This is a genomic window from Nocardia sp. NBC_01499 (assembly GCF_045040275.1).
Classification (GTDB): Bacteria; Actinomycetota; Actinomycetes; order Mycobacteriales; family Mycobacteriaceae; genus Nocardia.
The window spans coordinates 8,699,728-8,726,489 of record NZ_CP109426.1; the positions used below are offsets into that span (position 1 = coordinate 8,699,728).

Here is a 26,762-nt window from a genome sequence, read left to right on the forward strand (position 1 = left end):
GCTCGGCGCGGCCAGAGTAGGGTCAACCGTTCCGCGCCAGACGTCACTCGCGGAAATCAGACATCTCTAGGGCGACTCGCCAGACGCGCCGGTGATCTTCGACACCGACACGCCGGACCCTCCTGGGACGTCTCGAAGCGCGCCGCGCGCCTCGGAAAAATTGTCATACCGACGTGCCTAGAATCGCTAGGCCAACCCCCGTCGAGACCTTGGGAGGAAGGACCGTCTTGGCCGCCTCGTCCGGATCGTTCGTTCACCTGCACAACCACACCGAATACTCCATGCTCGACGGTGCGGCTAAGATTTCGCCCCTGTTCGCCGAGGCGAAACGCTTGGGAATGAACGCGGTGGGGATGACCGACCACGGCAACATGTATGGCGCCTCCGAGTTCTACAACTCGGCGAAGAAGGCTGGCATCAAGCCGATCATCGGCATCGAGGCCTACATCGCGCCCGCCTCGCGGTTCGACACCAAGCGTGTGCTGTGGGGCGATCCGAGCCAGAAGGGCGACGACGTCTCCGGCTCCGGCGCCTACACCCACATGACCATGGTCGCCGAGAACGCGACCGGGCTGCGCAACCTGTTCAAGCTGTCGTCACTGGCGTCGCTGGAGGGGCAGCTCGGCAAGTGGGCGCGTATGGACGAGGAAATCATCGCCCAGTACGCCGAGGGGATCATCGCGACCACCGGCTGCCCGTCGGGTGAGGTGCAGACGCGACTGCGCCTCGGCCACGATCGCGAGGCGCTCGAGGCGGCTGCCAAGTGGCAGGAGATCTTCGGCAAGGAGAACTTCTTCCTGGAGATCATGGACCACGGGCTTTCCATCGAACGCCGGGTGCGTGAAGGTCTGCTCGAGATCAGCAAGAAGCTCGACATCCCGCCGATCGCGACCAACGACTGCCACTACGTCACCAAGGACCAGTCGACCAATCACGAAGCGCTGCTGTGCATTCAGACCGGCAAAACGCTCAGTGACCCCACCCGGTTCAAGTTCGACGGCGACGGCTACTACCTGAAGTCCGCCGAGGAGATGCGCGAGCTGTGGGACGCCGAAGTGCCCGGCGCCTGCGACAACACCGTGCTCATCGGCGAGCGCGTGCAGTCCTATGACGACGTGTGGGCGTTCAAGGACCGGATGCCGGTGTTCCCGGTGCCCGAGGGCGACGACCAGAACTCGTTCCTGCGCAAGGAAGTCGACCTCGGTCTCGCGCGCCGATTCCCGGACGGTGTGCCGGACGACTACTACACCCGCGCCTACTTCGAGCTCGACGTCATCAAGCAGAAGGGCTTCCCCGCCTACTTTCTCGTCGTCGGCGACCTCGTCTCGCACGCGAAAGAGGTCGGCATCCGGGTCGGCCCCGGCCGTGGTTCGGCGGCCGGTTCGCTGGTCGCCTACGCGCTCGGCATCACCAATATCGACCCGATCCCGCACGGCCTGCTGTTCGAGCGGTTCCTGAACCCGGAACGCCCGTCCGCGCCCGATATCGATATCGACTTCGACGATCGCCGCCGCGGTGAGATGGTCCGCTATGCCACCGAGAAGTGGGGCACCGACCGGGTGGCCCAGGTGATCACCTTCGGCACCATCAAGACCAAAGCGGCGATCAAGGACTCGGCGCGCGTGCTGTTCGGTCAGCCCGGTTTCGCCATCGCCGACCAGATCTCGAAGGCGCTGCCGCCGCCGATCATGGCCAAGGACATCTCGGTGGCCGGCATCACCGACCCCGACCACGAGCGGTACAAGGAAGCCGCCGAGGTCCGCGAACTCATCGGCAGCAACCCCGATGTCGCGAAGATCTACGAGACCGCCCGCGGACTCGAGGGCCTGATCCGCAACGCGGGCGTGCACGCCTGCGCGGTGATCATGTCCTCCGAGCCGCTGACCGACACCATCCCGGTGTGGAAGCGGGCCCAGGACGGCGCCATCATCACCGGCTGGGACTACCCGTCGTGTGAGGCCATCGGCCTGCTGAAGATGGACTTCCTCGGTCTGCGCAACCTCACCGTCATCGGTGACGCGATGGAGAACATCAAGGCCAACCGCGGCATCGACCTCGACCTCGACACGCTGCCATTGGACGACCCCGCCACCTACGAATTGCTGTCGCGCGGTGACACTCTCGGCGTCTTCCAGCTCGACGGTGGCCCCATGCGCGACCTGCTGCGCCGCATGCAACCGACCGGTTTCAACGACATCGTCGCGGTGCTCGCGCTGTACCGGCCAGGCCCGATGGGCATGAACGCGCACAACGACTACGCCGACCGCAAGAACAACCGGCAGCCGATCTCGCCGATCCATCCCGAGCTCGAGGAACCGCTCAAGGACATCCTCTCGGAGACTTACGGCCTGATCGTCTACCAAGAGCAGATCATGTTCATCGCGCAGAAGGTCGCCTCCTACTCGATGGGTAAGGCCGACGCGCTGCGTAAGGCCATGGGTAAGAAGAAGCTGGAAGTCCTGGAAGCCGAATACAAGGGCTTCCACGCGGGCATGACCGCCAACGGGTTCTCCGAGGCCGCGGTGAAAGCACTGTGGGACACCATCCTTCCGTTCGCCGGTTACGCGTTCAACAAGTCGCACGCCGCCGGCTACGGTCTCGTCTCGTTCTGGACCGCCTACCTCAAGGCCAACTATCCCGGCGAATACATGGCCGGACTGCTCACCTCCGTCGGTGACGACAAGGACAAGGCCGCGGTCTACCTGTCGGACTGCCGCCGCCTCGGCATCACCGTGCTGCCGCCGGACGTCAACGAATCCGAGCTGAACTTCGCCTCGGTCGGCAAGGACATCCGGTTCGGGTTGGGCGCGGTGCGCAATGTCGGCGCGAACGTGGTGTCCTCGATCATCGCCGCGCGCAAGGAGAAGTCGAAGTTCACCGACTTCTCCGACTATCTGAACAAGATCGACGCGGTCGCCTGCACCAAGAAGGTCACCGAATCCCTCATCAAGGCAGGCGGATTCGACTCGCTTGAGCATCCGCGCAAGGGGCTGCTGCTGATCCACTCCGACGCCATCGACGCGGTGATGTCCACCAAGAAGGCCGAGGCGATCGGGCAGTTCGACCTGTTCGGCGGGGTGGACGCGGACGAGTCGGTGTCGTCGGTGTTCAACGTGAAGGTGCCCGACGACGAGTGGGAGTCCAAGCACAAGCTCGCGCTCGAGCGCGAGATGCTCGGCCTGTACGTGTCCGGGCATCCGCTCAACGGTGTCGAGCATGTCCTTGCGGCACAATCGGATACGCAGATTCCGGGGATCCTCGAAGGTGACATCAAGGACGGCACCCAGGTGACCGTCGGCGGCATTCTCGCCTCGGTGAACCGGCGGATCAACAAGAACGGCCTCGCGTGGGCCTCGGCGCAGCTGGAAGACCTGGCCGGTGGTATCGAGGTGCTGTTCTTCCCGCAGGCGTACTCGGTGTACGGGATGGACGTTGTCGAGGACGCGGTGGTGCTGGTGAAGGCCCGCGTGTCGGTGCGCGACGACCGGATCTCGTTGATCGCCAACGACCTTGCCGTGCCGGACCTGTCGTCCATCGGTGTCGCCAAGCCGCTCGCGGTGGTCATGTCGACCCGGATGTGTACCCCGGACAAGATCGGGGAGTTCAAACGGATCCTGTCCCGGCATCCGGGCACCGCCGACGTGCACGTGCGGCACGTGGGTGCGCGGGAGAAGACGACACTGCTGAAACTCGATGACAGCCTGCGCGTTACGCCGTCGTCGGCGCTGATGGGTGACTTGAAAGCGCTACTCGGGCCCGGCTGCCTGGCGGTCTGACCGCCAGGTCCGGTGGTCCGCGGAAGCGACAGGATTCGAACCTGCATGGGCAATGCCCAGCCAGTGTCAATGCTGGCCCCTTTTCCAGTCAGGCACGCTTCCGATTTCAGTATGCGAGTCGGGGCGGTGGGGGTTGGGCGCTTCGTGGAACATACTGCGGTTGGGGTGGTTGACGCGAAAATCTCCGGCTAGGTCCGCCTACCGGTGATTTTCCTAGCAGTGCTGGGCGCGTCGTGCGCCGTACCCGGCTTGAGTCATCGGTCAGGCCCGCGGGCGCATGTTCCAGCGTGTGTGGTGGCGTTTCAGGAGCTTCGGGCCGACGCTCGTAGGCTGGCCACGGTTGCTGATGGGCGTCGTTCAAGATCATGGGGAACTGGCGGCGGGGGTCTCTCGAACTTTGCCGCCATCAGTTCCCCATGATCTTGAATCGTGTTGCTGATCAGCCGGATCCGCACCCGGGCTTGGGATCCGCCCGGGTGCGGATTTGCTGGGAGCGGTTGCGGGTAGGGGTCAGTGGATTAGTTCTGGCTGGTTGTTGAGGGTTGGGGCGGGGGTGGGGTGGCGGTTCAGGAGTTGTTCGCAGGTGACCGTGGATAGGGCGGCGATGCCGATCGCGGCGCCGATCCAGGCGACTGAGGCGTAACCGAGGCCGGCGCCGATGGCCAGGCCGCCGAGCCAGGGGCCGACGGTGATGCCGATGTTGAACGAGGAGACGTTGAAGGCGGGGGCCAGGGTTGGGCCGTCGGGGGCGAGGTTGAAGACTCGGCTGTTGAGGGTGGGGTTGGTGCCGAAACCGAAGGCGCCGAGCAGGAAGGTGAGTACGACGACGGGGGCGGTGTGCTCGGCGGTGAACGCGAGCAGGGCCGATGTGATGATCAGGCCGATGATGCCCACGTACAGGGTGCGGGTCGGGTGGGCGTCGGCGGTGCGGCCGCCGACGATGATGCCGAGGAAGCTGCCGACGCCGTACACCATGAGCACGATCGGGATCCAGCCGTCGGACAGACCGGTCGTCCGCGACAGCAGCGCACCGAGGTAGGCGAAGGTGACCATCAGGGCGGCGATGGAGAGCGCGGTGGTGCTGTAGGAGAGCCACAGCCGGGGATTGACCATGCTGCGCAGTTCTTTTCGTAAGTCAGGCTCGGTTTCCGCGCGACCGGCCGGGATCTTCGCGAGCACCCCGATCATGGCAAGCACGGACATGATCGCGACCGCCCAGAATGCCGCGCGCCAGCCGAGGTGCTGGCCGATCACGGTGCCCGCGGGCAGGCCGATGACGGTGGCGATGGTGAGGCCGCCCGCGACGATGCTCATCGCTTTGCCGCGCGCGTTCGCGGGCACCAGGCCGATGGCGGTGGTTGCCGCGACCGACCAGAATCCGGCGTACACGAACGCGCCGACCGCCCTTGTCGCGAACAGCACCCCGTAGTCCGAGGTCAACGCGCCGACCACATGAGCGCCGACGAACACCGCGAGAAACGCGAGCAGCGCACTGCGCCGCGGCAGCCGCAGCGTGGCGACGGCGAGTACCGGCGCGCCGACCAGCATGCCAAGTGCGAACGCCGAAATCAGCAGTCCCGCTTGCGGAATGGTGACACCGAGGTCGGTGGACAGCTCGGTGAGCAGGCCGGAGAGCATCATCTCCGAGGTGCCCTGGGCGAAGATGGACAAGCCCAAGATGTAGACGGCGAACGGCATCGAGTACCTCTCTTGTTTTGGATCATTCAGTTCAAAATTGGCACATGAAAAAGGGACTTTTGTCATGGGGGAGTGAGGTCAGAGGGCGTTCAGTGCGGTCGCGGCGATGGCTTCCAATGCGTCCTGTCCAACGCCGCCGCGTGCCGCCACGCGCATCCCCGCAATGGTGGCGTTGATGAAGTGTGCCAGCTCGCGGGCATCCTTGGTTTTATCGATTTCCCCTGCGCGCCTGCCGCTTTCGAGCACCGCCGTCAGCGCGGACAACCGCAGTTCCTGATCGTCGCGCAGTGCCGCAGCCACTTCCGGATCGCGTGGTGCGAGCTCGATCGTCGAATTGACGACCAGGCAGCCCAGTGGATCGTCCTCCGGCGCGTGCACGACCCGCCACAGGATCTCCCGCATCTTCTCCTTCGTGGACCCGTCGCCGTCGAGCATCGCGAAGGTGGCGGCATTCTTCGTCGCCATGTACCGCCGTAGCGCCCGCTCGAACAGATCATGCTTGCTCGTGAAGGTGTTGTAGATGCTGCTGCGCCCCAGCCCCGTCGCGTCACACAGATCCTGGGTCGAGGTCGCCTCGTAGCCCGCGATCCAGAACGCCCGCATCGCGGCATCCACCGCCCGCTCCTCGTCGAACTGCCTCGGTCGTGCCACGCGAACGACGCTATCACGGTTTTGAACTGAACGTTGCAAAACAGGTGATGCGAGCAAGCGCATCACAAACTGATGCTGGATAGCGCATCGATATCGATGTAAGATCTGATGCATGACCAGACGAACCACCCTGACACTGACCGAGCGGGAGGAACGCACCCTGGCGACGCTCGGTGACCGTAAGGGAGCCGAGTGGGTGCTGTTCGAATCCATCGCCGCCCACCTCGGCTACTCCCTCACTCCCGACGCCTCCGAAGCGACCGTGATTCGAGTGCTGATGTCGATCGGCGCACAGGTGCTGATCGACCAAGCGCTGGATGAGGGCTATCAACAGCTCGCCGAGATTTGGCCGGAGATCCACGACGAAGACGAAGCTCGGGCACGGAGGCGCAGGTATGCCGACGAAGTCGATCAGGTGATGCCCGGATGACACTCGTCGCGCCTACCCGTGGCCAGATCTACCGTGCCGACACTGGCCACGGGCCCAAACCGTGGTTGATCGTTTCCAACAACCGCCGAAATCGGCAGCTGCCCTATCTGCTGGCGGCCCGTATTACGACGACTGATAAGTATGCGAGCTTGCCGACCGTGGTCCCGTTGTCAACCGACGATCCGATGGTCGGTCATATCGTTGCCGATGACCTGCAGCAATTGCATCGCGACGAGCTCACAGCGCTCCTCGGCACGGTAAGCCCAGCCACCATCATGGCGGTCAACACGGCGTTGAAGCTGGTGCTAGCCATTCCATGACCCGCAGTTCTGCCGTACAACGCGGGCCTTCGAATTGCGAACCAGCTTCGGGTATTTGATAGATCGAGTTACAAAGGGGGTTGCGGTTAGGGGGAGACGGCGACGCCGAGGGATTGGGCGGCGAGGAAGCGGGGGGCGTCTTCGGTGTAGAAGATGTCGATGTCTTGGATATCGAAGCCCGCTGTGGTCAGGAGGCCGCGGATGTCGCGGTTCAGGTTGCAGCCGCCGCAGAAGGTTTTTTGCAGCGGATTCAGGCGGTTTTGCCACACCTGGACCTTGGGATCCGGGGCGAGGCCGTGCTCGACGAAGTGCAGAGTGCCGCCGGGGTTGAGTACTCGGCGAACTTCGGCCAGCGCGGTCACGACGTCCGGGATGGTGCACAGGGTCCAGGTGGACACGGCGGAATCGAAAGTGTTGTCCGAGAAAGGAAGTGACTGCCCATCCAGACCCGCTCGCTCGATCGGAACCTTCGACCCGGCAACCCGCTCGCTCGCCAGCTTCCACCCGAGATCGGCCGGTTCAACCGCACTGACCTTATCCACCGACTCCGGATAAAACGGCACATTCAACCCCGACCCGAACCCGATCTCCACAACCTGCCCCCGCAGCCCACCACACACCCGCTCCCGCAACGGCTCATTGAACCGCATCCCACACGCGACATCGACGATCCGCGGCACAACCCGATCTCCATAAAAGCCCACGAGCCCACTCTCCCAGGACCCACCCGCGCGCGCCACAACTAGGCCCTGTGTCGAAGTCCCATCCGGCGCCTCCGGGGGCTGGATCGCCGCCTGGCCGCGTTGTCGCCGCCGATACAGACCAGGTATCGGCGACTCCTCCGCCTTGCCAGGCGACGATCCAGCCCCCGGATGCATCCGTCCGGACTTCGACACAGGACCTAGATCAACGCGGGCGAGGGCGGCGGCGTCGTGGAATGCTGGCGGGGTGACCTTGTTCGAGGTGTGGGCGCCGCGGGTGGAGCGGGTGCAGGTGGACGTGGATGGTGCGATTCACTCGATGAGCCGGGGTGGGGGTGGGTGGTGGCGGGCTGAGGTGGATGCCCTGAATGGGGCGCGGTACGGGTATTTGCTCGATGATGATCCGACGGTATTGCCCGACCCGCGGTCGGCTCGGCAGCCAGACGGGGTGCATGGGCGGTCGGCGGTGCACAGCCTTGATCAGTCGGTGTGGACGGACGCCGGATGGACCGGGCGGCCGTTGGCTGGGGCGGTGTTCTACGAAATGCACGTCGGCACCTTCACGCCGGACGGGACATTCGACTCGGCGATCGAACGGCTCGAGCATCTGGTCGACCTCGGAGTGACCGTGGTGGAGTTGATGCCGGTCAACGCGTTCGATGGCTCGCACAACTGGGGTTACGACGGGGTGCTCTGGTATGCGGTGCACGAACCGTACGGCGGGCCCGACGGGTTGCAACGGTTTGTGGACGCCTGCCACGGCAAGGGGTTGGCGGTCGCGCTTGACGTTGTCTATAACCATCTCGGGCCCTCGGGGAACTACCTGCCGCGCTTCGCGCCCTACCTCACCGACGGGCGCAACACGTGGGGGCAGAGCCTCAACCTGGACGGACCCGACTCGGATGAGGTACGCGGGCACATCATCGGCAACGCCTTGCGCTGGCTGCGCGACTTCCACATCGACGCGCTACGGCTCGACGCCGTGCACGCGCTGGTCGACCGGACCGCGACGCACGTACTCGCCGAACTCGCCACCGAGACAACGCGTCTCGCGGCACACGTGCGCAGGCCACTCACGCTGATCGCGGAGAGCGACCTCAACGACCCCACCCTGATCACCCCGCGCGCCGCGGGCGGTTACGGGCTGACCGGGCAGTGGAACGACGACCTGCACCACGCGATCCACACCGCGGTCTCCGGTGAACGACAGGGCTACTACGCCGATTTCGGCTCGCTGCGCTGCCTGGCCCACACGGTGACGCACGGATTCTTCCACGCCGCAACGTTTTCCAGCTTCCGCGGCCGCACGCACGGCCGCCCGATCGACACCACGGTGATCCCGGCCAGCGCGCTACTCGCCTACACCTGCAACCACGATCAGATCGGCAACCGCGCCATCGGCGACCGACCGAGCGCCTACCTCACCGACGGCCAACTCGCGATCAAAGCCGCACTGGTGCTGTGCTCGCCCTACACCCCGATGCTGTTCATGGGCGAGGAGTGGGGCGCGCACACCCCGTTCCTGTTCTTCACCTCGCACACCGACCCGGTGATCGCGGCCGCCACCGCCGACGGCCGCAAGGCCGAATTCGCCGAACACGGCTGGCGCACCGACGAGGTCCCCGACCCGCAGGACCCGTCGACGTTCCAGCGTTCGAAGCTGAACTGGGCCGAACTCGAGGAATCCCGGCACATCCGGCTACTTTCTTGTTACCGCAAGCTGCTTGCCCTGCGCCGGGAGCGGCCCGAGCTCACCGACCCATGGCTGACCCACATCTCGGTCGACTACGACGAAACCGCGCGCTGGATCGTCGTGCATCGTGGTCCACTCAAGTTGGTGTGCAACCTGTCCGAGGACCAGGTCACCGTGCCGGTCACCGGATTCTCGCTGCTGTCGTGGGAACCGCCGACCGAAGGCCCCTCGGCGACAACGATTCCCGCACACTCGTTCGCGGTCCTCGTGGACAGGTAACTGATCAGGCGGACAGCCGACCACATTCCGCACCTACGCACCCGAATCCGGTTGCGGGAAAGTCACGATCGAGCACTGTCCGAGACAGACGCATTGCCGGGTGTGACCGCCGCCATTACCGTAGAAAGATGAGCAACGACGCTTCCGGGGATCTAGCGCCGATCCCGACCGGGATGGGTGGCAGCGCCACCGCCGAATTCGCCCCACTGGTGCGCGCTTTCGCCAGAACATTCGGACACCGCCGCGGCGCGGGCGGCGCGTTGACGGTGCACCTGCACGGTGAGCCGCTGCTCGATATCTGGACCGGCTCCGGCGGCAACACCCCGTGGACCCAGAACACCGGGTCGATCATCTTCTCCGCGACGAAGGGCGTCACCGCCACCGTCATTCACCGCCTCGCCGACCGAGGCCTGATCGACTATGCCGCACCGGTCGCCGAGTACTGGCCGGAGTTCGGCGCCAACGGCAAGGACACAATCACGGTGCGCCAAGCGATGACGCACAGTGCGGGCCTGTCCGCCCTCGCGCCGATCGCCACCGGCCTAGACGACGTGCTCGATCACGAACTGATGGAGCAGCGTCTCGCCGCCGCGAAACCCGATCGCCTGCTTGGTGTTCCGGCCTATCACGCGCTCACCTTCGGCTGGCTGATGGCCGGGCTCGCCCGCGCGATCACCGGCCGTGGCATGGCGGAGTTGTTCCGCACCGAGATCGCCGACCCGCTCGGCATCGACGGCATCTACCTAGGCGCACCGCCGCCGCAAGCGCCGACCACCTACGCGCCGTTGGCGGGTTCCCAGCTGGCCATGATCGGAAAGCCGGTCAGCGCAATGGTATTGGGCCGCAGCCATCGAATCCCCGGCGCCTTGGGCGCGGCCACCCGCTGCCTGTTCCTGCCCGGACTGGAATCGATCCTGGCGGGTGAGTTGCCGCCGATCCTGCAGACCGAGCTCGGCGCGGGCAACGGCGTCTGCACCGCACCCGCCCTCGCCACCCTGTACGGCGCGCTCGCCAATGACGGTGTGGCGGAAGGTCGTCAGTTCATCAGCCCGCGAACCATCAAGGCGATCAGGCGGATTCAGACATACCGCCTCGACCACGCCCTGTTCTACGCGCCCATGCTCTGGCGTCTCGGCTACCACTCGCTGCCGATGCCGGGTGCGCACGCCGGATTCGGCCACATCGGTCTTGGCGGCTCCTTCGGCTGGGCCGAACCGCGACTTGGTCTTTCGGTTGGCTTCGTGCACAACCGCCTCTCGGCGGGCCAACTGTCCTACGACCAGTCCGCGGCCTTCTGGCTGCTGCCGCTGCTGCTGAACTGCCTGCGCGCCACCCGGCGCATCCCGATGGAGGAGACGCGCGAGGCGGCGGCTTGACTCAGGTCAGATAGCGGTAGGCCGGAGAGCCCGGTTCGAGCCGCTCGCACTGGATCGGCGATTCGGTCATCCGTTCCAGCAACGCGCCCAACCCATCCGGGGCGCCGAGCTCGATACCGACCAGCGCCGAACCGGTTTCGCGGTTGTTCCGTTTGACGTATTCGAACATGGTGATGTCGTCGTCCGGCCCGAGCACCTCGTCCAGGAAGCGCCGCAGCGCGCCCGGCTCCTGCGGAAAGTCCACCAGGAAATAGTGTTTCAGGCCGCGGTGCACCAGCGAGCGTTCGATGATCTCGCCGTAGCGCGACACATCGTTGTTGCCGCCGGAGACCAGACACACCACCGTCGATCCCGGCTCCACCGCGAGCTCGGTGAGCGCGGTAACCGCCAGCGCGCCAGCGGGTTCGGCGATGATGCCCTCGTTCTGGTAGAGGTCGAGCATGGTTGTGCAGATCGCGCCCTCGTCGACCTGCATCATCCGGAAAGAGCTTGTGCCGCTTGGCGACTCGGTGGTGGTCAGTAACGGCAGCGAGGCGTGCGAGACGACCCGGCCGCCGAACCCGGCGATCGCCGCGAACGGCACGACGCCGATCCGGCGCACCGCGGCACCGTCCACGAACGGGTCGATCTCCGGCAGCGTCACCGGTCCGCCAGCGACCAGCGCCGCGGTCATCGAGGCCGCACCGGCCGGTTCGACGCCGAGGATCGCGGTGTGCGGAGACCGGTCCCGCAGATAGGTGCCGACACCGGCCAGGCAGCCACCGCCGCCCACCGGTACCACGACCAGGTCGGGCGAGGTGCCGAGCTGCTCCAGGATCTCCGGGGCGATGGTGCCCTGACCGGCCGCGGTGCGTACGTCGTCGAACGGCGGCACCATGGTCGCGCCGGTGCGCTCGACGTCGTCGGCGGCGGCGGCCGCGGCGGCATCGTAGGTTTCGCCGACCGCGATCAGCTGCACGAATTCACCGCCGTGCACCCGGATCCGGTCGCGCTTCTGCTTGGGGGTGGTGGTCGGCACGTAGATGCGGCACTTGATGCCCATCGCGTGGCAGGCGAACGCGACACCCTGCGCGTGGTTGCCCGCGCTGGCCGCGACGACACCGGCGGCGCGTTCGCTCTCGGTCAGCTGCATCACCAGGTTGTAGGCGCCGCGCAGCTTGTAGGAGCGGACTGCGGAAAGGTCCTCGCGCTTGAGGTACACGTTCGCTCCGGTGAGCCGCGATAGCCGCTCGCTGCGCTGCAGCGGAGTCGGCTCGATAATGTCGGCGATTCGCTTGGCGGCAGCGTCGATCTCGTCCGCGCTCAGCGCGGGACGAGAAGCGGACCGTGCGTCGATGACATCAAGCGGATTGGACACTCGAAATATGCTGCCACCCGCCGCGCCGGGCTGCTGCGGCGGGTAGCGGTGCATCAGTCCCGCGGCGTCAGCACGAAGAGCGGGATCGTTCGATCCGTCTTCTTGGTGTACTCGATGTAGTCCGGCCAGACCTCGATGGCCCGGTCCCACCACTGCTGGCGCTCGTCATCGAAGACCTCGCGCGCGGTGTAATCCTTGTTCACGGTGCCGTCGCGCAGTTCGACGTGCGGTTCGGCCTTCATGTTGTAGTACCAGACGGGGTTCTTCGGTGCGCCGCCCAACGAGGCGACCACCGCGTATTCACCGTTGTGCTCCACCCGCATCAGCGGGATCTTGCGCAGCTTGCCGGACTTCGCACCCTTGGTGGTGAGCAGGATGACCGGCTTGCCCTCGTGCGTGGTGCCCTCGGTGCCGCCCGAGTTCTCATAGATGTCGACCTGGTCGCGGGCCATGGCGGACGGGCTCGGTTCGTATTCTCCTGTCAGTGGCATAACTGCCCAAACGTGGCTGGAGCCGACTGTGTTCCCGGCAACACAAAGTTCGGTAGACCGAACTTCCCCGTCCGTATATCCTCACTAGATGGCAGTTGTTCACCCGTCGGCCCGCTCCGCGACGATCGAGATCGCGGGTAGTGCCTGGCCGCTCTACAAGCTCGAGGCCGTGGCTGCCGCGCTGGTGATCTGCTTGATCCTTGCGCTGATCACGGGATCGCCGCAGGTAGCGGTGCTGATCGCGGCCACGGTCGGTGCGGCCCGCTGGCTGCTCGGGATAGCCGTCGCGCGTCGGTCGAAGCAGCTAGTCCGCGTCGAGCGGTAGCTCCGCCAGTTCACCTCGCGACAGCACACCCAGCTTCGGATACGCCTTGTACAGGTGATGCCCGACCGTGCGTGGACTGAGGAACAGCTGCGCCGCGATGTCCCGGTTGGACATGCCGTGCGCCGCCAATCGCACGATCTGTAGCTCCTGCGGCGTCAGCGTGGCAAGCACGCCGTGCGCGGGCCTGGCGGTCGTGCCGACGCCGAGCGCCCCGAGTTCGGTGCGGCATCGTCGCGCCCACGGACCGGCGTCGAGCCGCTCGAAGATCTCCAGCGCGGGCTGCAACTGGGTCCGTGCGTCGGCCTTGCGGCGATTGCGGCGCAACCATTCGCCGTACAGCAGTTGGGTTCTGGCCTGTTCGAACGGTCGGCCGCCTAGCTTCAGCGCCGCGAGGTAATGCTGCTCGGCGTTCGCGTCATCGAGCAGTGCTCGACAGCGGCATGCCAGCGCCGCGATCCAGTCCTGCCGCGCGGCCGCCGCCCACTCGGTCAGCCGGTCCAGTGCGTCGCCAGCGCGAGCCGGGACGCCGAGTCGCACCGCCGCCTCGATCAGATCGGGCATGGCACGCAGCCCGGCCACGTGATGCCGCGCGGGTTCGCTGGTCAGCGGTTCCAGCCGGGCCAGCGCGCTGTCGACCTTGCCGAGTCCGAGTTCGAGCAGGCCGAGCGCGAGCTGGGTCCACGGCGCACCGGGCGCGGTATCGCCGCCGAACTCCTCGGCAAGCGCGCGATCGGCCAGCTCACGGCATTGCTCCGCATGTCCGTCCAGCGCGGCCAGATACGCCAGGTAGGCCGACAGCTGACTGATCCACTGCCCGTGCCCGAGGTCGGTCGCGATCCGCAGTCCCTCGGTCGCGGCGACTCGGCCCTCACCCGGCCTGCCGAGGAAGGCCTCGGCCTCGGCGCGGAAGAACAGCAGCGTTGGCAGCAGCGCGATTCGACCCTGTTCGCGACATTCGGCGACGAGTTCGTTCGCCAGCTCGGTGACCTGGTCATCCTGGCCGACGACCAGGCCCATCCCGCACATCTGCACCAGATCGCGCGGGCTGTCCGCGCCCGCGTCTCTTGCCGCGGCGGCCGCCGTGCGCAGGTCGACGGTGAACCGGCCGGAGATCGCCGCGACCAGGTAGCGCGCGATGGGCGAGAGCGGGTCACTGTCCGGCAGCGCGAGTTCGGTCAGCGAATCGCGCACCTGCGCCAGTTCCGGCTCGCCGAGATACCAGGCCGTGTGCAGTGCCTGAGCGAGGACGCGGGCTGCCCGCGGTTGGTCGGACTCGCGCAGCGCGGCGGCCGCGCCGAGCAGTAGCCGGTGTGCCGAAAGTGGTTTGCCCGCACCGAATTCCGCGACACCGCGAACGAGATCGAGACGCGCGAGCACCAGGCGATCGGTCGTCTGGGCACCCGCGCGTTCGGCGAGCTGTCCGGCCAGATCGGGCAGGCCTGTTTCGCCCGCGGTCTCGGCGGCGAGCACCAGCCTGCGCACCCGGTCCGCCGAAACGGTACTGAGTCCGGCCGCGCGCTCGTATGCCGCGACGGCACCGTGGTAGCCGCTGCGCTCGCGCGCCCGGTCGGCGGTGTCTTCCAGTGCGGCCGCGGCGATTTCATCCGGTCCGGTCGCCGCCGACGCGAGATGCCAGGCCCGTAGGTCGGCGTCCTCGGTCGCGGTGAGTGCCTCGGCCAGCGCGCGGTGCACGGCGAGGCGCTGGGTCAGTGGCGCGCCTTGATAGATCGCCGAACGCAGCAGCGGATGACGGAAAGTCAGTGTCCGTCCGTCGCTGTGTACGAGTCCGGCGTCCTCGGCGGGCGTCAGGTCGGACAGGTGCGCGCCGAGGGCGGCACCCGCGCGCAGTACGGTGGCCAGCTCGGCGCTGCTCGCGGCGGCCGCGACCAGCAGCAGCACCCGCGTACGCGCGGGCAACTTGCTCGCCTGGCCGTGGAAGGCGACCTGCAGTCGTTGGGTCAGCGGCAGCGGATTCGGCCCTGCGCCAGGCGATTCCGCGGCGAGCACGGCGGGCAACTCCCGCAAGGCCAGCGGATTACCACCCGCCTCGCTCAGCAGCCGATAACGCAGCACCGGCGACAGGTCGGGGTCGCGGCTGTCCACCAGCGCGGCGGCGGCCTCCGGCGGCAGCCCGGTGACGATCAGCTCGGGCAGGCCGGGTGCCGGGAAGTCATCCGCGCCGGGGCGGGTCGCGAAGATGATCACTACACCCTCCGCGTCGAGTCGTCGCGCCGCGAACAGCAGCGCTTCCGCGCTCGCGCGATCGAGCCAGTGCGCGTCATCGATCAGGCAGAGCAGCGGGCCGTTGGTCGCCTCCTCGGCCAGCAACGACAGCACGGCGAGACCGATCAGCATGCGATCGCCCGGATCCTGTTGCGCCAGACCGAAAGCGCCGCGCAACGCGTCGCGCTGCCGGTCGGGCAGGGTGTCGAGCAGCGCGAGGCCGGGGCGAACCAGCAGATGCAGTCCGGCGAAAGGCAATTCGGCCTCGGATTCGATGCCAGCGCTGCGCACCGTCGAAATGCCTTGGGCCGCCGCGTAATCCAGCAGCGCGGTCTTGCCGATCCCCGGTTCGCCGCGCAGGACCAGCGCACCGCTTCGCCCGTCCCGTGCCGCAGCGAGAAGCCGATCGATGTGCGCTTGTTCGGCGTGTCTTCCCTGGAGCATGCCCACACCGTAGCCGTCTGCTGGACGAGCGATCAGTCGCCGGTCGGTACCCCTTTCCGCCGTGTCGCAAGCGTCTGATATAGCGAGCGGCTACTAAGGTCTGGGGCTATGGCGTCGAATGTGAAAAGGGCGGTTCAGGCATTGGCGGGCGCCGCCGTGACCTGCGCGTCCGTGGCTGCCCTCGCACCGGCGGCGCACGCCGAGATCATCAGCATGCCCCCGCACGAGAAGTCGTTCATCCCACCGGGCGGCGGCGCGAAGAAGTTCACCATCGGCAGCAGGGACGAGTTCATCTACCGGATCCCGCCGCTGAACTTCATGGGGACCTCCCGTGAGGCGCTGGTCAGTTCGATCGCCTACGGCCAGGTCGACGGGGCAACGGCGGGCAAGCTGCGCATCGGCTATCACGTCGGCTGTGCCGTGACCATCGGCGCAGGCACCCTCGGTGCGACGCCCGACCTCGTCATCGGACAGCAGCCGAGCGTCAACCCGAACCCGGTCGCCACCTTGAACCTGGCCCCCGGCGAGATCGGCGAAGTCGCGATCGCCGAAAAGGACATGATTCCCGGCAAGCTGATTCAGCTCAGCTTCCGCGACTTCCACATCAAGGTGAATTCGTGCACCGGCCCGGTTACCCTCCGGCAGTACTCCTACGTCGACTACAAGTCCCCCGAGGTCGACGATTCCGGGGCTGTGTTCGGCGATCCCACCTGGCTCTGATTCCTGCTTCCTACCTGTTGACACCGGCGTTGTTCATTAACGCTGCCCACTGCGCGCTCGATGATTCGAGTAGTCGAGTACGCGGGATTCAACAGGATTCCGGCGGGAGGATCTGGTTCATGAAACGCCTGGTCGTATGTTGTGACGGCACCTGGAAAGCGGAGTCTAGCAGCACGGTATCGAACATCATCAAGATCGCGCAGACGATCCGGTACGACGCGCCCGGTCCGGTGGGGGACAAGATCCAGCAGTGGGTCACCTACGTGTCGGGGCCCGGTTCCCGCGGCTTCCTGTCCGACCGGCTGATGGGTGGCGCGTTCGGGCTCGGGCTGGAGGCGAACCTGTCGTCCGCGTACTGGCACCTGGCGCTGAACTGGGAACCGGGCGACGAGATCTACATCTTCGGGTTCAGCCGCGGCGCGTTCACCGCGCGTAGCCTGTCCAGCCTGATCGACCGCATCGGAATCATGACGCCACAGGCCATGATCAAGGGCAAGTACCCGGAGGCGCTGGCGATCCATCATCAGGTGGCGCCGAAAGACGGCACGATTCCGCAGCAGTGGCTGGACTTCCGCAGGGACAACTGCCACAAGGTCAGGCCGACGATCAACTTCCTCGGCGTCTTCGACACCGTCGGCGCGCTCGGCGTGCCGGGGCTTACCTCGCTGCGGTACAAGTTCCACGACGTCAAGCTCGCCCCGAGCGTGCACTGCGCGCGCCAGGCGCTGGCCATCGATGAGCGGCGGCGCAATTTCGAACCGTGCCTGTGGGAGGTGCCGGTCGAGCCGAATGTGAAGTACCGCAGGGGATTCCAGCGGGTCAAGCAGGTGTGGTTCGAGGGCGTGCACAGCGATATCGGCGGCGGCTACTCCGAATGTGGACTCTCCGACATCACGCTGCGGTGGATGGTGCGTGAGGCCGAGTCCGTCGGGCTCGTCTTCGACGGCGACCGGTTGGAGGAACTGTCCAAGGACTGCCGCGCCGAGGACGAAGGCCACATGCGGCCACACTCGTCGCTCGGCGCCGCCTACCGCGTGCTGAATGTGCTGCGCACCGTGCGTCATCCGCGCAGCCAGCGGTTCTACCTCGACTCATGGCGACGGCTGGCCAACGGGAACGAGCAGGGCATCCGGCTTGCCTCGGCGGTCAACGAGGCCGACGACTACTGCCCGCCCAACCTGCGCCGCTGGCGCGCGCGGTTCGGCGGCATGTTCCCCGAGGAGCTGCTGGAGAAGGTCAGCCGGGTCTCAGCGCACCAGCAGGGCGACCGGCAGCCTGCCGAAGAGCTTTTCCAGCCGGGCCCGGCCCTGGAACGTGTGGCCGGTTAACCGGTCGGTCCAGGTGCCCTGCGGTAGATCGAGAGTCGTGTCACCCCAACCGGTTTCGGCGAGGTCGAGGCTGTGCCTGGTGGTCGCGACGATCACCTCCGGGGCCGCACCGATGCGGCCCCTGGCGTAGGACACCAGCCTGCTCGCCTGCTCGCCGGTGGCGAACAGCGGCAGATAGGTGCCCCCGACAAAGCAGTCGGGGCGCTCCCTGCGCAGCCACAGCGCGTACGCGACGATCCACATCTTCGCGGCGCCGGTGGTGTCCAGAGCCGGTGTGCCGGTGAGCGATTGCAGCATGCCGGTGCGGACCGCGAAATCCACCGGGCGGCGGTTGTCGGGATCGACGAGGGAGTCCTCCCATAACTCGCAGCCCTGATAGACGTCAGGGATACCCGGTCCGCACAGCTGAAGCAGCTTCTGCGACAACGCATCCGACCACGCGTGCGGCGCCAGCTCGTGCACCAGGTCGCCGAGTTCGGAGCCGACCGGGCCGTCGATCACCGTGTCGATCCAGCTGTGCACCGAGGTCTCGAAGTCGGCATCCGGTTCCTCCCAGGAGGATTTGGTGCCCGCCTCGCGAATCGATTTCTCGGCGAACTTGTGCAGCCGCTCCCGTAAACCGGGCACCGAGGCGGCGGGGCGCCCGTCGGCGGGCCACACCCCGAACATGTTCTGCAACAAGAACAGTGTGGTCGCGCCGTCCGGTCCTGGCGCGGTCTCCTCCCAGGACTCGACGCTCTGCGCCCACGTGTCGGCCGCTTGGGAGAGCACGCCGATGCGGGCGCGCACGTCCTCGCCGCGCTTGGTGTCGTGCGTGGACAGCGTCGTCATGGTGGCGGGCCAGCGCTGCGAACGTTCGCTGTTGGACAGGTGGAACTCGTTGAGCGAGTGGGCGAATCGGGCCGGATTGCCGCCGACCTCCTGCAGCGACACCAGCCGGGCGGCCTGATAGAACATGGTGTCCTCCACCGCCTTCGCGGTGACCGCGCCGCAGACCTGGCTGAACCGCACCGCGGCCTCGCCGTCCGAGGCGAGCGCGGTGACCAGCACCGCGAGCGGCGCGGTGAGTTCGCTGTTGCGCTTCTCCACCTCGGCGATGACGGCGCCGATCATGCCTGCCAGCGGCGCGTAGTCGGCCCGGTAGACGGGCATGAACGCGAGCACCTCGATGGTGGCGTTGGTCATCGCCATGGTGTCGAAGCTCTCCGCGCTCGCGTCCCGCTTGATCGCCGCGACCAGCCGCCGAACCTCCGGCGCCAGAATGCTTTCCGCGACCGCGCGCTTGATCCGGTGTTCGGTCTCGCCGATCCAGGAGCGGTCGCTGCCGTGCCCGGCGAGCTTCTTGGACAGCTCGGTCAGCGCCTGCTCGCCGTCCGGGTCGATGAGCACGCCGCCGACGTCGGCGAGCGCGTCGTAGCCGGTGGTGCCGTCGACCGGCAGGGTCGAATCCAGCGGCTCCCGGTTGGCCAGGATCTTCTCCACGAGCAGCAGCCGGTTCGGGCCGATCAATCGGCGCACCCGCGCGAGATAGGCGGCGGGATAGGACAATCCGTCCGGGTGGTCGATCCGCACGCCGTCGATGAGGTCGTGCTCGCACCAGGCGGCGAGCTCGCGGTGGGTGGCCTCGAAGACCTCCTTGTCCTCCTGACGGAGCGCGGCGAGGCTGCTGACGGCGAAGAACCGGCGGTAGGTGCACACGCCCGCCTTCCAGCTCACCAGCCGGTAGTGCTGCTTGTCGTGGATGCGCAGGGCGTTGTCGCCGTCGGTGCCCTGCGCGATGGGGAAGCGCAGATCGTGCAGGGCCAGCATCGGTTCGGTGCCGGAGCGGTCGACGGTGAGCGCCGCCGGGTCGTTCTCGCTCTGCAGCACCGGGAGGGCAAGACGGCCGCCCGCGCCGTTGCCCGAGCTCCAGTCGATGTCGAAGTAGTGCGCGTACGCGGATTCGCGGCCGTTGCGCAGCACATCCCACCACCACGCGTTCTGCCGAGGGTCGGCCACCCCGACGTGATTGGGCACCAGGTCGACGATCAAACCCATACCGCGACTGCGTACTTCGTCGGACAGTGCCTTGAGCCCGGCGGGGCCGCCGAGGGCCGCCGACACCGTGGTTGGGTCGGTGACGTCGTAGCCGTGCGTCGAACCGTGCGCCGCGGTCAGGATGGGCGACAGGTACAGGTGCGAAATGCCAAGCTGCTGAAGGTATTCCGCGATCGTGCTGGCATCGCTGAAGGTCAGCGCGTCGGGCCGCAGCTGGAGTCGGTAGGTGCTGCGGATCGTCGTCGGCCTGGCCGGCGTGCGGCGCAGCGAGAGCGAATCGGTTGCGTGCGGCTCGGCGGGTTCCGGTGTGGTCATAGGCGTTCGAGTCATCCGGCGTGACGGAGCACAAGCAGGCACCGGGATTCGACCGGGAGGGTGGCCGCCGCGGCGTAGCTCGCGTCGGTCCGGCCGGTCGGTGTCGAGCAGTCCAGTGCGACAGTCCAGTCGGTTCCGTAGTCGGAGTTGGGGAGTGTGAAGTCCATGGCCTCGTCATGAGCGTTGAAGCACAGCAGGAACGAGTCGTCGGTGATCCGCTCGCCGCGCGGGTCTGGTTCGTGGATGCCCTTGCCGTTGAGGAACACGGTGAGCGATTTACCGAAGCCGCTGTCCCAGTCCGCGGTGGTCATCTCCGCGCCTTCCGGAGTGAGCCAGGCGATGTCGCGCGCGCGATCCTTCGACCGCACCGGCCTGCCGTCGAGGAAGCGGCGGCGCCGGAAGATGGGGTGTTCGGTGCGCAACGCGATCACGTTGCGGGTGAATTCGAGCAGGTCCGAATTCGTCTGCATGAGAGACCAATCCATCCAGGCCAGCGGGGAATCCTGGCAGTACACGTTGTTGTTGCCGTGCTGGGTGCGGCCCATCTCGTCGCCGTGCGCGAGCATCGGCACGCCCTGGCTGAGCACCAGCGTGGCAAGCAGGTTGCGACTCTGCCTGGCCCGCAACGCGAGAATGTGCGGGTCGTCGGTGTCGCCTTCGACACCGCAGTTCCACGACCGGTTCCAGCTCTCGCCGTCGCGGTTGTCCTCGCCGTTCGCCTCGTTGTGTTTCTCGTTGTAGGACACCAGATCCCGCAGCGTGAACCCGTCGTGCGCGGTGACGAAGTTGATGCTCGCGCTCGGCCTGCGGCCGGTGGCCTCGTACAGATCCGACGAGCCGGTGAGCCGGGAAGCGAACTCGCCCAACGTCGCGGGCTCGCCGCGCCAGTAGTCGCGCACGGTGTCACGGAACTTGCCGTTCCACTCGGTCCACAGGCTTGGGAAGTTGCCGACCTGGTATCCGCCCTCGCCGACGTCCCACGGTTCCGCGATCAGCTTCACCTGACTGACCACCGGATCCTGTTGCACCAGATCGAAAAACGTGGACAGCCGGTCGACGTCGTGCAGCTCGCGGGCCAGCGTGGCGGCCAGGTCGAAGCGGAAGCCGTCGACGTGCATGTCGAGTACCCAGTAGCGCAGCGAGTCCATGATCAGCTGCAGCGTGTGCGGGTGACGCACGTTCAGGCTGTTGCCGGTGCCGGTGTAATCCATGTAGTGCGACGGATCTTCGTCGAGCACGCGGTAGTAGGCGGCGTTGTCGATGCCGCGGAAGCCGATGGTCGGCCCGCGGTGGTTGCCCTCGGCGGTGTGGTTGTAGACCACGTCGAGGATCACCTCGATGTCCTCGGCGTGCAGCGCGCGCACCATCGCCTTGAACTCGGTGACGGCGGAGTCGGCGCGTTTGATGGCGGCGTACTCGTTGTGCGGGGCGAGGTAGCCGAAGCTGTTGTAGCCCCAGTAGTTTCGCAGCCCCTGATCGAGTAGCACGCTGTCGTGCAGGAATTGGTGCACCGGCATCAGCTCGATCGCGGTGACGCCCAAGCCCTTCAGGTGTTCGATGATCGCCGGGTGCGCGATGCCGGAGTAGGTGCCGCGCAACTCTTCCGGGATATCGGGGTGGGTGGCGGTCATGCCCTTGACGTGCGCCTCGTAGATCACCGTCTCGTGGTACGGCCGGTTCGGCGCGCGGTCGGTGCCCCAATCGAAGTACGGATTGATCACCACGCCCGCCATGGTGTGGCCGAGCGAGTCGAGGCCGTGCGTGTACAGCGACGGGTCGTTGTCGAAGTCGCCGTCGAACGCCTTGCCGTACGGGTCGAGTAGCAGTTTGCTCGCGTCGCAACGCAATCCGTGGTCCGGATCGTAGGGACCGTGCACCCGGAAGCCGTAGCGCTGACCAGGCCCGACCGCGGGCAGGTAGGCATGCCACACGTACCCGTCGACCTCGTCGAGCGGTACCCGGGATTCGGTGCCGTCCCTGTCGATCAGGCATAAGTCGACGGCGTCGGCAACCTCGGAGAACACCGAGAAGTTGGTGCCTGCCCCGTCGTAGGTCGCGCCGAGCGGGTAGGCAGTGCCGGGCCACACACCGAGTGGTGTCGCGTCACCGGACGCTGCGTCGGGCTGAGCCATAGCAACGACATTAGCGGCAGCGGCCTATTACTCGGCGCGGGTGGTTGCGACCGGGCGGGTCAGCGGGCGCTGGTCGGGTGTCCAGCCAGCGCTACGAGTGGTCTCGCCGGACGGCCGGGCGCGACGATCCGCCCAGCCTGGCGGGGTCGTGGACGGCGTGGGATTCGGGGGAGGTTGCCGTTCTGGTAATCCCACAGCAATGTTCAGGGCGTCCCGAGTGACCGTCGCCAGGTCTGGCCGATCAGGTCGGCGCCCCAGCTGTGGTGCGGGGTCTGTTCGACCAGTTCGAAACCGGCGCGCTGATAGATGTGCCTGGCCGCGGTGAGGACATCATTGGTCCACAGCACCATCTCGCGGTAGCCCGCCGCGGTGGCGAAGCGCAGGCATTCCTCGACCAGTGCGGAGCCGATGCCGAGGCCGCGGACGGTCGGCTCGACCAGCAGTAGGCGCAGCCGTGCGGTGGTGTCGTTCTCGGCGACGCAGAAAACGCTGCCCACCGGTTCGCCGCCGGATTCGGCGATCCAGGCGCGTTCGCGCTGCTCATCGTGCGAGGCGAGGTAGTCGGCGACGATGCGCACGATCAGCTCCTCATATGTTCCGTCCCAACCGTATTCGCCGCCGTAGAGCCGGGCGTGCCGTTCGATGACCCAGCCGTAGTCGCCTGGCTTCGGTGCTCGGATGACGAACGGGGCCGCGTTGTCCGGGTGGTCCAGGATCTGCTGGATGGTGTGCATCGCGGCGACCATGCGGGCCCTGGCGGCGGGCGGTTTGGCGTTGAGCAGATGGCCGATCTCGGTGCTGGAGCGCTCGTCGAGCACCGCGGCGATCTCCTTGCCACGGGCGGTGAGTCGCGCCTCTTGGCGGCGGCCGTCGCTGTCGGAGCGGATGCGCTTGATCAGGCCCGTGTTCTCGAAGCGGGCCAGGATGCGGCTCAGGTAACCGGCGTCGAGATCCAGTGTCTGGCGCAGGGTTACGACCTCGGCGGTTCCGGAGTTGGCCAGCTCGAACAGGATTCGCGCCTCGGTCAGCGAATACTCGCTGTCGAGTAGGCCTTCTTGGAGCACGCCGATGACCCGGGTGTAGCGACGGTTGAATTCCCGGACCGCGGCGATATCCGTGGCGGCGACGATGGTCACGACGGCTCCATTCTTTGACTGAGTCAAAGAATAACCATGAGTCGCCGCCGGACGGCCGGAATTGCGGGGTATACCAGCTCCGGTGGTAACTTGAACGGCGTTCAAGCCCGCCTTTCGGGCCGTCGCTCGACCGCGAGGATTCCTGTGGCACTGACCCTTGACGAGATCGCCGCCATCGATGCCGAGCACGTCTGGCATCCCTACGGCGGGTTTCCCGCGACGACCGAACCGCTGGTGGTCGCCGAAGCCTCCGGCACGCGGCTGACGCTGGCCGACGGCCGCGCAGTGATCGACGGCATGAGCTCCTGGTGGGCCGCCATCCACGGCTACCGCCACCCGGTGTTGGATGCCGCGTTGGTGGCGCAGTCGCAGCGGATGAGTCATGTCATGTTCGGCGGACTGACCCATGAACCCGCCGCGCGGTTGGCCGCGCTATTGGTCGACCTGACTCCGGCTGGTTTGGACAAGGTGTTCCTGTGCGACTCCGGCTCGGTATCGGTCGAGGTCGCCGTGAAGATGTGCCTGCAGTACTGGCGTGCGCTCGGGCGACCGGCGAAGCGGCGGCTGCTCACCTGGCGCGGTGGCTATCACGGTGACACGTTCACGCCGATGAGTGTCTGCGATCCGACGGGCGGCATGCATTCGCTGTGGACCGATGTGCTGGTCGATCAGGTCTTCGCGCCGATGCCGCCGAGCGACTATCGGCCCGAGTACGTGGCCGAGTTGGCGCGGATGATCAGCGCCAACGCCGACGAACTCGCGGCGGTCATCGTGGAACCCGTCGTGCAGGGCGCGGGCGGGATGCGCTGGCACGACCCGCGGTATCTGACCGATCTGCGCAGGCTGTGCGACGAGCACGGCGTGTTGCTCGTCTTCGATGAGATCGCGACCGGATTCGGCCGTACCGGAACGTTTTTCGCGGCCGACCACGTCGGGGTCAGCCCGGACGTCATGTGCGTCGGCAAGGCGTTGACCGGGGGATACCTCACCTTGGCGGCTGCGTTGTGCACGTCGCTCATCGCCGAGACGATCAGTGCGGGACACGGTGGGTTGATGCACGGGCCTACCTTCATGGGCAACCCGCTGGCCTGCGCGGTCGCCGTGGCCTCGATCGAACTGCTGACGGCCGGGGACTGGCGCGGTGACGTGGCGCGCATCGAATCGGAACTTGAAGCGGGACTGGCGCCGTTGCGTGCGCTGCCCGGTGTGGTCGAGGCGCGGGTGCTCGGCGCGATCGGCGTGATCGAACTCGACCGGCCGGTGGACATGCGCACCGCGACCGATGCCGCCGTCGACGCGGGGGTGTGGCTGCGGCCGTTCCGGAATCTCGTGTACACCATGCCGCCGTTCATCAGCACCTCGCAGGACGTCGCGGCGATCACGGCCGGGATGCGGGCCGCGGTCGAAGCCCAGTTCGCCGCAGCGAAATTCGGTTGACAGCGCTACCGGCTCTGCCGATATTGGTGGGGTGACTGCGGATACGTCAGTGCGTCCGGCTCCTAGTCGATGGCAGTTCTGGCGTTCACCGCAGGGGCAGCCCGGGTGGGCGCGCCCGGCGCTGCTCGTCGTCGCCGCGGTGACCGCGGTGCTGTACGCGTGGGGCATCCGGTCCGAGGCGCCGCACCTCTATTACGCGGCCGCTGTGCGTTCGATGTCGATGAGCTGGCACAACTTCTTCTTCGCCGCCTTCGATCCGGACGCGACCATCGGCATCGACAAACTGCCCGGCGCATTCTGGGTGCAGGCCGTGTCGGTGCGGATCTTCGGGCCGCACCTATGGGCGTATCTGTTGCCACAGGTGATCGAGGGTGTGCTGACGATCCTGGTGCTTTACCGCGCGGTGCGCAGGCTGTCGAGCCCGGTGGCGGGGATCGTCGCGGTGGTCGTCGCGGCGATCATTCCGGCGACGGTCGCGCTGAATCGCGGCAACGTCGCCGATACACTGCTCGTCCTGTTGCTGGTACTCGCCGCCGATCAGGCCGCGGCCGCGATCGAGTCGGGACGAACGCGAAACATGGTGTACGCGGGCGTGTTTGTCGGCCTCGCCTTTCAAGCCAAGATGGTGCAGGCGTGGATTGTGGTGCCGGTCATCGCGGTCGCGGTGCTGGTTTGCGCGCCGAGAGAACGGCTGCGGCAACGGATCACCGCCACCGTGCTGTTCGGTGTTGTCGCGCTGGGGATTTCGCTGGCGTGGATGTCGGTGGTCAGCCTGGTGCCCGATCGAGATCGACCGTATGCCGATGGTAGCCAAGACAATTCGCTGTTCGAGCAGGTCTTCGTCTACAACGCCGCGAGTCGCGCCAATGACTCGTTCAACGTCGGCGCGGCGAACTTCGCGACCGGGAAGGATCAGGCCGGCTACCGTGCCGAACTGGTGCTCGGGCCCGAAAGCCGGTTCGACCACGTCTTCGGTGGCGGCGGTGGGCGCGAGATCGGCTGGCTGGTTCCGCTGGCGCTGCTCGGTCTGATCGTGCTCGCGGTGCTCGCGTGGCGGCGACCGCGCATCGATCCCGGCACCGGTGCCGTGCTGCTGTGGGGCGGGTGGCTGGTCATTCATCTGGCCGCGTTCCTGATCGTCGGCACGGTCAATCCCTACTATCTCGCGGTGCTGACGCCCGCGATCGCGGCGCTGATCGGGATGGGGGTTGTCGCGTTCGTCCAGTCGGCGCATGTGCGCGGTGTGCGCTGGGTCGGCGTCGGCGCGGCCGTGGCGACCGTCGCCTACGGCGGGTGGTTACTCGGTGCCGCGTCGGAGGAGTTGCGCTGGGTTACCGTCGGTGTGGCGCTGATCTGTTGCGTGGCAGCGGCATTCGTGCGCGGGGCGCGCGCCTTGCCGGTACTGCTCATCGCCATCCTCGCCGCGCCCGCCGTCGCCTCGGCCTCGGTGGTCGCCGACGACTACGGCCCGCTGGACACCCCGTTCGAATCCGCGCAGGCCCGCCAGGTCACCCAGGGCTTCCTCGCAGGCTCCGTCGACCAGGCCGCCGGACTGATGGACAAACTCTGGGAATCCCCCGGCGGCGAGCGCTATCCCCTGATGACCTACACCTCGGTACTCGCATCGCCCTTCATCCTGGCCACCGGCACCGAGATCCCGTCCATCGGCGGATTCACCGGCCGATCCCCAGTCCCGACCACCGCCGACCTCGCCCGCATGATCCAAGGCGACCAAGTCGGCTTGGTGCTGATCTCCCCAGCCCAGGACGACCGGATCAGCTGGATAACACAGCATTGCAAGAAGCTGCCCGATACCGGCGACGGGCCAGGTCTGCAGGCCTACTTCTGTGGTCGCAAATAGCACGCTGACCGGTTGCACTGGTCTGCTGCGTG

At 66.8% G+C, this 26,762-nt stretch carries 19 protein-coding genes and 1 tRNA gene; 10 read left to right on the top strand and 10 right to left on the bottom strand.

Translation table 11 applies throughout. The features are described from left to right. Positions 1-227 precede the first annotated feature (227 nt). Complete coding sequence (gene dnaE, locus OG203_RS39630; protein ID WP_405162319.1) at positions 228-3,776, top strand: DNA polymerase III subunit alpha; 3,549 nt, start codon at positions 228-230, stop codon at positions 3,774-3,776. A gap of 20 nt (positions 3,777-3,796) precedes the next feature. Here the strand turns inward: dnaE and OG203_RS39635 are convergent. From OG203_RS39635 to OG203_RS39645, 3 genes are all read right to left on the bottom strand, one after another. Continuing rightward, positions 3,797-3,878: transfer RNA gene (locus OG203_RS39635), tRNA-Val, on the bottom strand. A 408-nt stretch (positions 3,879-4,286) separates the two neighbouring features. After that, on the bottom strand, positions 4,287-5,474 hold the full coding sequence (locus OG203_RS39640) for a Cmx/CmrA family chloramphenicol efflux MFS transporter (protein ID WP_405162320.1): 1,188 nt from the start codon (positions 5,472-5,474) through the stop codon (positions 4,287-4,289). Positions 5,475-5,552: 78 nt separating this feature from the next. After that, positions 5,553-6,089, bottom strand: a complete 537-nt coding sequence (locus OG203_RS39645) for a TetR/AcrR family transcriptional regulator (protein WP_405162321.1) — start codon at positions 6,087-6,089, stop codon at positions 5,553-5,555. A gap of 148 nt (positions 6,090-6,237) precedes the next feature. Between OG203_RS39645 and OG203_RS39650 the strand changes: the two genes are divergently transcribed. Together OG203_RS39650 and OG203_RS39655 are read left to right on the top strand one after the other, a co-directional pair. Continuing rightward, complete coding sequence (locus tag OG203_RS39650; RefSeq protein WP_405162322.1) at positions 6,238-6,555, top strand: hypothetical protein; 318 nt, start codon at positions 6,238-6,240, stop codon at positions 6,553-6,555. Next, positions 6,552-6,875: a type II toxin-antitoxin system PemK/MazF family toxin gene (locus OG203_RS39655; RefSeq protein ID WP_405162323.1), complete on the top strand. Its 324-nt coding sequence runs from the start codon at positions 6,552-6,554 to the stop codon at positions 6,873-6,875. Before OG203_RS39650 ends, OG203_RS39655 begins: the two co-directional genes overlap by 4 nt. A gap of 86 nt (positions 6,876-6,961) precedes the next feature. Here the strand turns inward: OG203_RS39655 and OG203_RS39660 are convergent, their stop codons facing one another. Further along, positions 6,962-7,579 (bottom strand): class I SAM-dependent methyltransferase, encoded by a 618-nt coding sequence (locus tag OG203_RS39660; protein ID WP_405162324.1) that lies wholly within the window; start codon positions 7,577-7,579, stop codon positions 6,962-6,964. A 244-nt stretch (positions 7,580-7,823) separates the two neighbouring features. Between OG203_RS39660 and treZ the strand changes: the two genes are divergently transcribed. Beyond that, complete coding sequence (treZ, locus tag OG203_RS39665) at positions 7,824-9,548, top strand: malto-oligosyltrehalose trehalohydrolase (RefSeq protein WP_405162325.1); 1,725 nt, start codon at positions 7,824-7,826, stop codon at positions 9,546-9,548. Positions 9,549-9,676: 128 nt separating this feature from the next. Beyond that, complete coding sequence (locus tag OG203_RS39670; protein ID WP_405162326.1) at positions 9,677-10,924, top strand: serine hydrolase domain-containing protein; 1,248 nt, start codon at positions 9,677-9,679, stop codon at positions 10,922-10,924. Between the two features lies 1 nt (position 10,925). Here the strand turns inward: OG203_RS39670 and ilvA are convergent, their stop codons facing one another. Together ilvA and OG203_RS39680 are read right to left on the bottom strand one after the other, a co-directional pair. After that, positions 10,926-12,281, bottom strand: a complete 1,356-nt coding sequence (gene ilvA / locus OG203_RS39675) for a threonine ammonia-lyase IlvA (protein ID WP_405162327.1) — start codon at positions 12,279-12,281, stop codon at positions 10,926-10,928. A gap of 53 nt (positions 12,282-12,334) precedes the next feature. Continuing rightward, positions 12,335-12,772, bottom strand: coding sequence for a nitroreductase family deazaflavin-dependent oxidoreductase (locus OG203_RS39680; RefSeq protein WP_405162328.1), 438 nt, complete (start codon positions 12,770-12,772; stop codon positions 12,335-12,337). Positions 12,773-12,860: 88 nt separating this feature from the next. Here OG203_RS39680 and OG203_RS39685 point away from each other — a divergent pair, with 88 nt between their 5' ends. Beyond that, a complete protein-coding gene (locus OG203_RS39685; protein WP_405162329.1) occupies positions 12,861-13,097 on the top strand; it encodes a hypothetical protein in 237 nt (78 codons plus the stop codon). Here the strand turns inward: OG203_RS39685 and OG203_RS39690 are convergent. Then, positions 13,077-15,764 carry a helix-turn-helix transcriptional regulator gene (locus OG203_RS39690; RefSeq protein ID WP_405162330.1) on the bottom strand — a complete coding sequence of 896 codons (2,688 nt, stop codon included), beginning with the start codon at positions 15,762-15,764 and terminating at the stop codon, positions 13,077-13,079. The two genes, OG203_RS39685 and OG203_RS39690, sit on opposite strands and share 21 nt — an antisense overlap. Before the next feature lie 108 nt (positions 15,765-15,872). Between OG203_RS39690 and OG203_RS39695 the strand changes: the two genes are divergently transcribed. Together OG203_RS39695 and OG203_RS39700 are read left to right on the top strand one after the other, a co-directional pair. Next, on the top strand, positions 15,873-16,484 hold the full coding sequence (locus OG203_RS39695; protein ID WP_405162331.1) for an MspA family porin: 612 nt from the start codon (positions 15,873-15,875) through the stop codon (positions 16,482-16,484). 119 nt (positions 16,485-16,603) lie between these two features. Next, a complete protein-coding gene (locus tag OG203_RS39700) occupies positions 16,604-17,812 on the top strand; it encodes a DUF2235 domain-containing protein (protein WP_405162332.1) in 1,209 nt (402 codons plus the stop codon). Here OG203_RS39700 and treY read toward each other — a convergent pair. From treY to OG203_RS39715, 3 genes are all read right to left on the bottom strand, one after another. Further along, entirely contained in the window at positions 17,732-20,164 is a 2,433-nt protein-coding gene (gene treY / locus OG203_RS39705; RefSeq protein ID WP_405162333.1) for a malto-oligosyltrehalose synthase, read from the bottom strand. The genes OG203_RS39700 and treY overlap by 81 nt on opposite strands. An 11-nt stretch (positions 20,165-20,175) precedes the next feature. Beyond that, the gene (gene glgX / locus OG203_RS39710; protein ID WP_405162334.1) at positions 20,176-22,296 is read right to left on the bottom strand and encodes a glycogen debranching protein GlgX; all 2,121 of its coding nucleotides are present in this window, start codon (positions 22,294-22,296) and stop codon (positions 20,176-20,178) included. A 203-nt stretch (positions 22,297-22,499) separates the two neighbouring features. Continuing rightward, positions 22,500-23,432 (bottom strand): GNAT family N-acetyltransferase, encoded by a 933-nt coding sequence (locus OG203_RS39715; RefSeq protein ID WP_405162335.1) that lies wholly within the window; start codon positions 23,430-23,432, stop codon positions 22,500-22,502. 144 nt (positions 23,433-23,576) lie between these two features. On the opposite strand from OG203_RS39715, the gene OG203_RS39720 reads away from it, so the two are divergent. Next, positions 23,577-24,869 carry an adenosylmethionine--8-amino-7-oxononanoate transaminase gene (locus tag OG203_RS39720; RefSeq protein WP_405162336.1) on the top strand — a complete coding sequence of 431 codons (1,293 nt, stop codon included), beginning with the start codon at positions 23,577-23,579 and terminating at the stop codon, positions 24,867-24,869. Between the two features lie 31 nt (positions 24,870-24,900). Continuing rightward, positions 24,901-26,730 carry a glycosyltransferase family 39 protein gene (locus OG203_RS39725; protein ID WP_405162337.1) on the top strand — a complete coding sequence of 610 codons (1,830 nt, stop codon included), beginning with the start codon at positions 24,901-24,903 and terminating at the stop codon, positions 26,728-26,730. Positions 26,731-26,762: the final 32 nt, after the last annotated feature.